At 39.7% G+C, this 8,486-nt stretch carries 6 protein-coding genes and 1 pseudogene; 4 read left to right on the top strand and 3 right to left on the bottom strand.

All coding sequences use genetic code 11. The features are described 5' to 3' along the window. The first annotated feature begins 408 nt into the window (after positions 1-408). The 4 genes from HXY43_RS26475 to HXY43_RS26460 all read left to right on the top strand — a co-directional run bounded on the left by HXY43_RS26475 (position 409) and on the right by HXY43_RS26460 (position 6,203). Positions 409-1,500: a glycosyltransferase family 4 protein gene (locus HXY43_RS26475; protein ID WP_290890164.1), complete on the top strand. Its 1,092-nt coding sequence runs from the start codon at positions 409-411 to the stop codon at positions 1,498-1,500. A gap of 898 nt (positions 1,501-2,398) precedes the next feature. After that, a complete protein-coding gene (locus HXY43_RS26470) occupies positions 2,399-2,641 on the top strand; it encodes a hypothetical protein (RefSeq protein WP_290890161.1) in 243 nt (80 codons plus the stop codon). Further along, complete coding sequence (locus tag HXY43_RS26465) at positions 2,634-2,924, top strand: hypothetical protein (protein ID WP_290890158.1); 291 nt, start codon at positions 2,634-2,636, stop codon at positions 2,922-2,924. The genes HXY43_RS26470 and HXY43_RS26465 overlap by 8 nt, the downstream gene beginning before the upstream one ends. Before the next feature lie 858 nt (positions 2,925-3,782). Next, positions 3,783-6,203 carry a sucrose synthase gene (locus HXY43_RS26460; RefSeq protein WP_290890155.1) on the top strand — a complete coding sequence of 807 codons (2,421 nt, stop codon included), beginning with the start codon at positions 3,783-3,785 and terminating at the stop codon, positions 6,201-6,203. Positions 6,204-6,292: 89 nt separating this feature from the next. Here HXY43_RS26460 and HXY43_RS26455 read toward each other — a convergent pair whose 3' ends face one another. The 3 genes and pseudogenes from HXY43_RS26455 to cax all read right to left on the bottom strand — a co-directional run. Next, on the bottom strand, positions 6,293-7,024 hold the full coding sequence (locus tag HXY43_RS26455; RefSeq protein ID WP_290890152.1) for a peptidoglycan-binding domain-containing protein: 732 nt from the start codon (positions 7,022-7,024) through the stop codon (positions 6,293-6,295). Positions 7,025-7,505: 481 nt separating this feature from the next. Beyond that, positions 7,506-7,766 carry a peptidoglycan-binding domain-containing protein gene (locus tag HXY43_RS26450; protein ID WP_197036008.1) on the bottom strand — a complete coding sequence of 87 codons (261 nt, stop codon included), beginning with the start codon at positions 7,764-7,766 and terminating at the stop codon, positions 7,506-7,508. Positions 7,767-7,894: 128 nt separating this feature from the next. Continuing rightward, a pseudogene (gene cax, locus HXY43_RS26445) lies at positions 7,895-8,368 on the bottom strand (calcium/proton exchanger); the annotation flags it as partial. Between the last annotated feature and the right edge of the window lie 118 nt (positions 8,369-8,486).

Here is an 8,486-nt window from a genome sequence, read left to right as displayed (position 1 = left end):
GAATTTACAATTCACGGGTATGTAGAGACGTAGCATTGCTACGTCTCTACAATGATTTGGCATCGAACTACAAAAATGTATGCACACATAATTCATGACCAAATTCAGCAACGCCCAAAGGATGATTATACTTGCGATCGTTTGCAGACATCCCCAAATTTATATCTCAAGATAGAAAAAATAACTATCTTAAGATAGATACATTCATATCGATTATCTAATTAAGATAGAGAGTTGTAAATCCATCTACACTCATTTGGAGATGAGTTTTAGGTTCAGTTCACCGAATTTGTACGATTTACTGCAAGTTAGGTGAGGTCAATTGCAGATATCAGGAGAGTTCTCTACCTTAAGTATCTCAGAAGGAGTCTATGTGACAAGGCTTCTGACGGCTGAACTATAAATATTATGAAAATCGCACAAATCGCTCCCTTGTGGGAAAAGGTTCCCCCTACCACCTATGGTGGTACTGAGTTGGTAGTGAGTCGTTTGACTGATGAATTGGTACGCAGAGGTCACGATGTCACGTTATTCGCCTCCGGCGATTCCCAGACTCTAGCTCGATTAGAAGCGGGTAGTCCATGTGCATTGCGCCTAGATACAAGCATCAAAGAACCTGCAATGTACGAACTCCTGCACGTCAGCAAAGTTTATCAACATGCTGCGGAATTCGATATCATCCACTCACACGTGGGAGTTTGGTCACTAGCTTTGGCTAGTTTGGTGTCAACACCAACGGTGCATACCCTACATGGCATTTTTACTCGCGACAACAGCAAAGTATATAGGCAGCATCACACGCAACCATATGTCAGCATTAGTGACGCTCAACGTCTGTTAAACATCAACTACGTTGCCACTGTTTATAACGGTATCGCAGTCGAAAACTTTCCGTTTTTTGAGCAACCCCAGGAACCACCCTATCTGGCATTTTTAGGACGCTTCTCACCAGAAAAGGGGCCGCAACATGCTATAGCCATTGCTAAACAGGCAGGATGGCGCTTAAAGATGGCTGGTAAAATAGATGTTGTAGATAAGAAGTTCTTTGAACAAGAAATTGCTCCCCTTATTGATGGTAAGCAAATCGAATTTTTGGGCGAAGTCAATCATGCTCAAAAAGCTGAACTATTAGGGAATGCGGCAATTACTCTCTTCCCGATCACCTGGTGCGAACCTTTTGGTTTGGTGATGGCTGAATCTATGGCAACTGGTACACCAGTAATTGCCATGAATATGGGTTCTGTATCAGAGGTAATTGCTAATGGCCAGACAGGCTATGTCTGCCAAAGCTACGAAGAAATGGCGGCGATGATACCCCAAGCTTTGGAACTAAATCGCCATAAATGCCGAGAACATGTAGAGAAGAGATTTAGCGTTACTCAAATGGTTGATGGCTATGAAGCAGTCTATGAAAAACTCGTTGGAGAACGCAACTTTAGCAATTGGTTCAATTCTGCACTCAGAAATTCGTTGGAATCAATTGCATCTTTAACACGCTAGCTAACATTCTTGAGCGACTCTCTCGTCACTTTAATAATGTGTAGGGGTGTCTCCTAGTTTTCACACAGGCGATCGCCGCACGCGATCGCCTAAAAGTTATTTGTGGGTGTTCAAGTATGATGTGATACTAGGTTGCAGTCAAAGATAGTACTTCCCTCACCCCCTCTCACTTGAGACTCACTCGCTGTAGAAATGCTCAAGCTAAAACAGCTAGCTGTGAAGTGTTATTCCCTGGACACAATGAAAGATTGACGCTAAGATCAATCCTTCCATAAAAAAAGCCCCAATGTAACTGGGGCAGAGTTGAACGTTTCCTCAGTCACTATAGTCACATAGTGACCATTGGGGAACAGGGAGTCTCGCCCAAGAAATTGGGTAAAAATTAACCCCGGTGCGACCGGGGTTGATTTTCAGAATAACGTGAGATGGTTACGCACACAGGAATGCAACAGTAAAAATTAACTATTTTTGTATGTATTCTACCGTATTGCTGCCGTATCTTTTGACAACTTAGAACCCTTATATTTCTTGTAAAGTAAAGAATTATTTGACTGGATTGACAAATTACAAATTAAGTTATTTGTGCTTGAAGCTCTACAGTAAGTCTTGGAATTTAAGTTGTTTCTTAAATTCCTGAACTTCACTGGCTAAAACCTTCCTAAATTGATAAAAATTAAGATTAAGTATTTTTGATAACAATACGATCAAATGTAACAAAATCAGAATCTAATTCAAGAAAATTTTTGCTTAAGAGCAAATTGTGGCGATGAGAAAAGCTATTTTGGAGAGCAAATCTAGTTAATAAATACAAGTTCAACAAATTTCCTTGATTTCCTCGCCTGATATAAAACAAATACCCATGTTACCGATCTTGGACTAGCTAAAATGGGTGGGCATTATGTTCGAAGACTTGGTTCACAAAGCTAAGCTTGATTCCAAACTGTTTGTGGAATTGCTAGTTAATTTTTACTTAGACGCCAATGTTGTTGAGCGGCAGCAGATTGAACAGATAATTCTTAACTTTGCAACTGAAAAAAATATAGAGCAGCAAGGAGAAGAATTAGTATTTACACTGCGAGATATTGTGACAAGTAAAGGTTTGCAAAGTAGTAAATTGCACAAAAGGAACAAAGATGTTTGAGCAAGGTGATTTTGACTACCACCTAGACAAATCAGGCTTTGAATCAGAGGCGCAAAAAACCGCAAAAGCTTTTATAAGTGGAGTAAACCGTTTTTACATAAAAATTATTGGCGAATTTTCTCTTTTTTGCGAGTTTTTTTGCTTAGACCCTACAGATCCCACTTCTTTTGAAAAATTTTATCAGTTTGTGCAACTGGCACGAGCGATAAACAATATTGATTTAGAAGAACTAACTCAAATGATAGATGCGGGATGGAAGCTAGGAAACGATCGGGCAATATGAGTAGATGCGATCGCCAGTTTAAGCCGTGTTGAACTGATGTTTAATAACATTTTTCTAGCGGAGCAAATATCTTCATCTCCTTGAAAAATCAACGCTAAGCTTGCCTGTAAAGAAATTAATGATTGTTCTAAATAACAAATACTAAATAACTATGCGAAACAGCAGCCCTTTTAGATTCCTGGACTGCTGTTTATAAAATATTTGACAAATCCAAAATGTTTTAATCCTAGTTAAAAAATACCCAACAAAAAGATGACAGTCAGCCCACATAAGGCAAGGAGAGATATAATCATTATATTGCCTATACTGTGGTCTTCAGCAGTGGTATGGTGTGTATGTTCAGTCATAAGCATCGACCTGCTTTTTCAAGACTTATGCTGTAATTATAAATAGTTGGACTAGGCAGAGATGATGTATCATAATAAACTTGATTTAATTTAATTTATTTTCAAATTTCTGGTGTTTGAAATCTAAAATAAATGAATTTTTGTTGCAATAAATGCTACTTGAAAATCAATTCATGTAATTGCTAATAAATAGTTGAGCAGTTGAACTTCAGTTTCCGTGGGGTGCGATGACGTAGTAATGAACCTTACGAAGTCAATTTTAGGAATAACCAACAATTCCAATTAATCGAATTAATGAATAATGTACGCCTTTAGTTAGAGTACAAGATAACAACAATTAGGATATTCCTAAAAATGTAAATAAAACGATGGGAATTGAGAAAATAAATGATTTTTTTGATTTGAGTGCGAAATTTAAAGCTTTTTCCACTTAAGATCATTATTCATCACTCTCTTCCACTTCAACGCTGAATTCAAAATCAAAATTCAAATATCTTTTGGCAGATTTTTTATGTCTGATTTAATTCAAGCAGTCCTCGATAGTGAAGAAAAACATGATTTGCGTTCCTTTCTGAGTGAATTAAGCCAACAAGAAAAAAGATACTGGCTGCGGAATGACATACTGAATGTATACAACGAATATTGTGCTCAGTACCAGACATCCCAGCAATTTAGCACTTCATCATCCTTGGGTAAGCTAATCTACTACACTCAAGAAATCATTCAAGATGGTTCCAGCTTTTGTTTCATTGTCCGCCCCAAAATTGCTAGTCAAGAAGTTTATCGGCTGACAGCAGATTTGAGTGTTGAGCCGATGACAGTGCAGGAACTTTTGGATCTGCGCGATCGCTTTGTAAATCGGTTTCATCCCAATGAAGGCGATCTGTTGGAACTAGATTTTGGCCCGTTTTACGATTACTCCCCAATCATCCGCGACCCGAAAAATATTGGTAAGGGAGTGCAGTTTCTCAACCGTTACCTGTCTAGCAAACTTTTTCAAGATCCCAAGCAATGGCTGGAGAGTTTGTTTGTTTTCTTGAGCCTGCATCAGTATAACGGTGTCCAGTTACTGATCAACAATCGCATTCAATCCCAGAAGCAACTTTCCGAACAAGTCAAAAAAGCGATCGCCTTTGTGAGCGATCGCCCCAGTGAAGAACCATACGAAGAATTCCGGTTTCAACTGCAAACGATGGGCTTTGAACCGGGTTGGGGTAATACCGCCACGCGCGTACGGGAAACCCTCAGCATTCTTGATGAATTGATAGACTCTCCCGATCCCCAAACCCTAGAAGCCTTTATTTCCCGCATCCCGATGATTTTTAGAATCGTCTTGGTGTCTCCCCACGGCTGGTTTGGCCAAGAGGGAGTTTTGGGTCGTCCCGACACTGGCGGTCAGGTAGTTTACCTCCTTGACCAAGCCAAGAGTTTAGAAAAGCAGCTGCAAGAAGATGCTATTCTAGCGGGTTTAGAGGGACTGAATGTTGAACCGAAGGTGATCATTCTCACCCGCCTCATCCCCAATAGCGATGGTACTCTTTGCAGCCAACGTCTAGAAAAAATCTACGGCACAGAAAATGCCTGGATTTTGCGCGTGCCATTTCGGGAATTCAATTCCAACGTGACACAAAATTGGATTTCCCGGTTTGAAATTTGGCCGTATTTAGAAACTTATGCGATAGATGCCGAAAAAGAACTGCTAGCGGAATTTCAAGGCAGACCCGATTTGATAGTTGGTAACTATTCTGATGGGAATTTGGTCGCGTTTTTGCTATCACGTCGCTTGGGTGTTACCCAGTGTATCATTGCCCATGCTTTAGAAAAGTCTAAATACTTGTTTAGTAACCTCTACTGGCAAGATTTAGAAGATAAATATCATTTTTCGATCCAATTCACCGCTGATTTATTGGCGATGAATGCAGCCAATTTTATCATCAGCAGCACCTATCAAGAAATAGTCGGAACTCCGGATAGTGTCGGGCAATATGAATCTTATAAGTGCTTCACCATGCCGGATTTGTATCATGTGGTCAATGGCATTGAACTATTTAGTCCCAAATTTAATGTCGTACCGCCGGGCGTGAACGAGAATTACTTCTTTCCCTACAACCGTACTCAAGACAGGATAGAGAGCGATCGCCAACGCATTGAAGAAATGCTCTTTACTTTAGAAGACTCTGCCCATATATTTGGTAAACTCGACGATCCCGGCAAACGCCCTCTCTTATCAATAGCACGTCTTGACCGGATCAAAAATCTCACAGGCTTAGCAGAATGTTTTGGCCAAAGCAAAGAATTGCAGGAGCATTGCAACTTAATTTTAGTGGCAGGTAAGTTGCGCATTGAAGAATCAGGTGATAACGAAGAACGGGAAGAAATTGTTAAACTCTACCGGATTATTGAGCAGTACAATCTCCAAGGTAAAATTCGCTGGTTGGGTGTACGTTTATCTAAAACAGATTCCGGAGAACTATACCGTGTAATTGCCGACCATCAAGGAATATTTGTGCAACCCGCTTTATTTGAGGCGTTTGGTTTGACGATTTTGGAGGCGATGATTTCAGGATTACCTACTTTTGCTACCCAGTTTGGTGGGCCATTGGAAATTATTCAGGATCAAATCAATGGCTTTTACATCAACCCAACTAATTTAGAGGAGACAGCCACAAAAATTTTAAATTTTGTGAATAAATGCGACCAAAATCCAAATTACTGGTATGAAATTTCTCAAAGATCTATCGACCGAGTTTACAGCACCTATACTTGGAAAATTCATACTCACAAGTTGCTATCCTTGGCGCGAATTTATGGCTTCTGGAACTTTATCTCAAAGGAAAATCGAGAGGATTTGTTGCGTTATATTGAGGCTTTGTTCTATTTAATTTACAAACCTAGAGCGCAACAATTATTAGAGCAACATCAGTATAGGTAATTAGTCAATAGTCAATGGTCAATAGTCAATAGTCAATAGTCAATAGATTGTAAACTTTGAACTCTGGACTCTTGACTCTGGACTATTGACTACTTTGTTAACTCATACCAGGTTTTTTGACCGACTATTCCGTCTGAAGCTAAATTGCGTCGGTTTTGAAAGGCTTTGACAGCAGCCTCTGTCAAAGCTCCAAAAGCTCCATCTACTTGAATAGCATAACCATTAGATAGTAGCAGCCTTTGTAGAACCCTAACAGCATTTCCTGCGTAACCAAAACGCAGAATTGGTAAATCTGAACCAGTGTACCTTGGAAGTTTTGCGATCTGCCTGTAGCTTCTGGTTTGTCTATTCCTGAAACGACGCTGTGGTAACTCTCCCCCTGCTAAGTATATTGGCTGGTTGCTATGAGGATTTTGGACAACGGTTTTGTATTTAACAACAGATATTGGAGTAAACTCTGGTTTTACATTTGAGTCATCCAGACTATCGACAACAGCGTCTTCTAATTCAACTTGAGATTTTTGGGACTCAGATAAATTAGCAGAGTCTGAAATGTTTTTAAATCTAGGATCGTTATCTAGTCTATCTGATGTATCAAGTGCATCTGATGCGATCGCTAATGGCATAACAGGCACATTACCATCTGACAACATAAATTCAGGTGGCGTGATTTGGTGTTTTGAAACAACCTCAGACAAATGACTTTGTTTTGACTGTTTTATGTAATTGTCGAGCTGAACCGGTGAATTTTCCGGAACATAGGGCTGAGATGGTTGTCCTGTTTTTAACACGCCCGACATCAGTAGGCTTATATCACTCATTGTATTTCATTTTACTAACACCCATATTTTCTTTCACATACCAAAAGGTTACTATTCCGGAATAGTACATATTAACAGCTAAAAAAAGTGATACTGATCTCAAAAAAAACTTGACGATAGTATCTGGCTTCCTTAAGGAATGACTAATAAAAAATTAAGTATATTTAGGTATGCCTAATATGTGTTAGATATCAAGCTGTATTAAACAAAAAAGGACGATAAAGGCATGGGGATAATATCTTTATTTTCCCCATGCTGATTGTCCTAATTTTGCACTTTGACTATAATACTAGGCTTTGTGCAATTTTAATGTGCTACAAAGCGAGTAAACTGTAATATATCTTACCCATATACAGTCACGGCAAAAGGCAAAGGGCATCGGTCATAGAGCATTGGGCATCGGGCAATGGGTATATAAATAGATCCAATCCCCAATTCCCAATCCCCAATCCCCAATTTTGGTGTACGCAGTCTATGAAGTCTACTTTGTCAACTCACGCCAAGTTCGAGAACCTACTATTCCATCCGCCACTAAATTCCGTTGGTTCTGAAAGGACTTGATAGCAGTCTCTGTCAGCGCACCAAAATTTCCATCGATACGGACAGAGTAGCGATTACACAATAACAATTTTTGCAACACACGAACAGCATCACCTGAATCACCAAAACGCAGTGTTGGTAGGCTTGGGTTGGAGACAGCTTGCATGCTCAGAGATTGTGGTTGATTTGGAGTTTCTTCCATACGCGCTCCTAATAAAATTGTTTTCTTTTGACTTCAACCGTATTCTGGATTTTCAATTGTTGGTTATTGATAGCTGATAGTTGTTAGGAATAAATACCAATTAACAATCAACAACCAATCAATAACAATTACCCCATGCCATCAATGATTGGATGGAAGTAGAAAGCAAACCCTAAGAGTGTATAAGCAGCTAAAAGTAATGTGCCTTCTAGCCAATTCGATTTACCATCTGAACTGATAGTATTCGCAATTAACACCGATACAGCCACAGCCACTAATTCAAAGGGACTAAAATCTAAATCCATCGGTTGACCGAAAAACCTCCCCGCTATTACTAACACAGGAGCTACAAACAGAGCAATCTGCATACTTGATCCCACAGCAACGGAAAGGGAGAGATCCATCTTATCTTTCATTGCCACAGTCACAGCTGTTGTGTGTTCAGCAGCATTGCCAATGATAGGCACAAGAATCACTCCTGTAAATAATGCGGTCAAACCTAGCTGGGATGTGGCTGCTTCCAAAGAATCCACGAGTAGTTCTGACTCGAATGCTACTAAGAGGGTACATACTAGCAATACCCCAATCCACAACCCAACATTAACCCTCTTCTGTCACTTTCCGGGTATTCTGAATAAAAGAATCAAAAGAAAAAACTCTGGAAGGTAAGCAGGGCAATGGATGTAGAATTACAAATCCTGAAGCATTTGGCGAGAGATG

Origin of the sequence: Fischerella sp., from assembly GCF_013388695.1 — a bacterium.
GTDB lineage: Bacteria > Cyanobacteriota > Cyanobacteriia > Cyanobacteriales > Nostocaceae > PCC9605.
Note: the sequence above shows the minus strand (reverse complement) of the source record. Positions and strands in the feature narration are given on the sequence as shown.

Bases quoted from the DNA above. Each gene is read 5' to 3' on its own strand.
- HXY43_RS26475 (WP_290890164.1), top strand. From the start codon at position 409: ATGAAAATCGCACAAATCGCTCCCTTGTGGGAAAAGGTTCCCCCTACC.
- HXY43_RS26470 (WP_290890161.1), top strand. From the start codon at position 2,399: ATGTTCGAAGACTTGGTTCACAAAGCTAAGCTTGATTCCAAACTGTTT.
- HXY43_RS26465 (WP_290890158.1), top strand. From the start codon at position 2,634: ATGTTTGAGCAAGGTGATTTTGACTACCACCTAGACAAATCAGGCTTT.
- HXY43_RS26460 (WP_290890155.1), top strand. From the start codon at position 3,783: ATGTCTGATTTAATTCAAGCAGTCCTCGATAGTGAAGAAAAACATGAT.
- HXY43_RS26455 (WP_290890152.1), bottom strand. From the start codon at position 7,024: ATGAGTGATATAAGCCTACTGATGTCGGGCGTGTTAAAAACAGGACAA.
- HXY43_RS26450 (WP_197036008.1), bottom strand. From the start codon at position 7,766: ATGGAAGAAACTCCAAATCAACCACAATCTCTGAGCATGCAAGCTGTC.